Source organism: Sinorhizobium saheli (genome assembly GCF_001651875.1).
Classification (GTDB): Bacteria; Pseudomonadota; Alphaproteobacteria; order Rhizobiales; family Rhizobiaceae; genus Sinorhizobium; species Sinorhizobium saheli.
Genome location: NZ_LNQB01000001.1, coordinates 1 through 1,039, shown reverse-complemented (window position 1 = coordinate 1,039; position 1,039 = coordinate 1). Strand labels below are relative to the sequence as shown.

Genomic DNA, 1,039 nt, shown 5'->3' with positions numbered 1-1,039 from the left:
TTCGCCCGTCGATCCCGAGCAATTTCGGAAGGCGAACGATGTTGTAGGCGACAAGCGCGAAGGTGAAGGCCGCCTTCACCTTGTCCAGGCCGCGAACCTTGAGCTGCGTGAAGCCGGCCGTCGTCTTGATCCAGCCGAAGATCTCTTCGATCCGCTTGCGGCAGCGTAGGCTGGCCGTATAGCCGGGACTCGTCGCGACCTCCGCCGGCACCGCCGTCTTGCGCACCTTGCCGGTCTTGCTCACGGTGCCGTTGATCGCCACATGCGGCACGATCTTCCGCTCCTTCAGCTCCTCGACGAACGCCTCCACGTCGTAGCCTTTGTCGGCGCCCAGCGTCGCGCCTTCGGCAAGGTCCGCGCTCAATGCGCTGGCCGCCTCCCGCTCGGCGGTGCCGGTCGCATGCGTCACCATGCCGGCGACCGCCAGGCCGTTGCGGTTCTCCATCAGCGCGTGCCCCAGATAGGCCAGTCTGCTCTCCTGGCCCTTGCCCTTGCGGTACAGCCGCGCATCCGGGTCCGTTGTCGAGGCGTGCGTCTCGTTCGAGCGCTTCTCCTTGCGGAAGTCGCGTTCGCCGTTGCGGCCGTCTTCAGGCGGCTCATTCGAGCCATTCTTGGCCCGAAAGCTCTTCATCGAGGCGAACGCCTTCAGCATCGTGCCGTCGACAGAGAAGTGCTCGGCGCTCAACAGCGTCTTGACCGCCGGCCGCGACAGCAGCGCCGACAGGAAGCCCTGCGCGATCTCCGTCGTCAGCAGCCGGTCGCGGTTCTTCGAAAACGTCGAGGCATCCCACACCGCATCGTCGATCCCCAGTCCGACGAACCAGCGGAACAACAGGTCGAATTCCAGCCGTTCCATCAACTGGCGCTCCGAGCGGAGCGAATACAGCATCTGCAACAGCACCGCCCGCAGCATCCGCTCCGGCGCAATCGACGGCCGTCCCCTCTTCGCATAGAGCGCCGCAAACGACCCATCCAGCGCTTCAAGCGCGGCGTTCACCAGATCACGCATCACCCGAAGCGGATGATTGGCCGGAACTCG

General features: G+C 65.2%; 1 protein-coding gene. It reads right to left on the bottom strand.

The annotated features are described in order from the left end of the window. A partial coding sequence (locus ATB98_RS00005; RefSeq protein ID WP_234781818.1) for an IS5 family transposase occupies window positions 1-1,039 on the bottom strand: 1,039 nt, incomplete at both ends.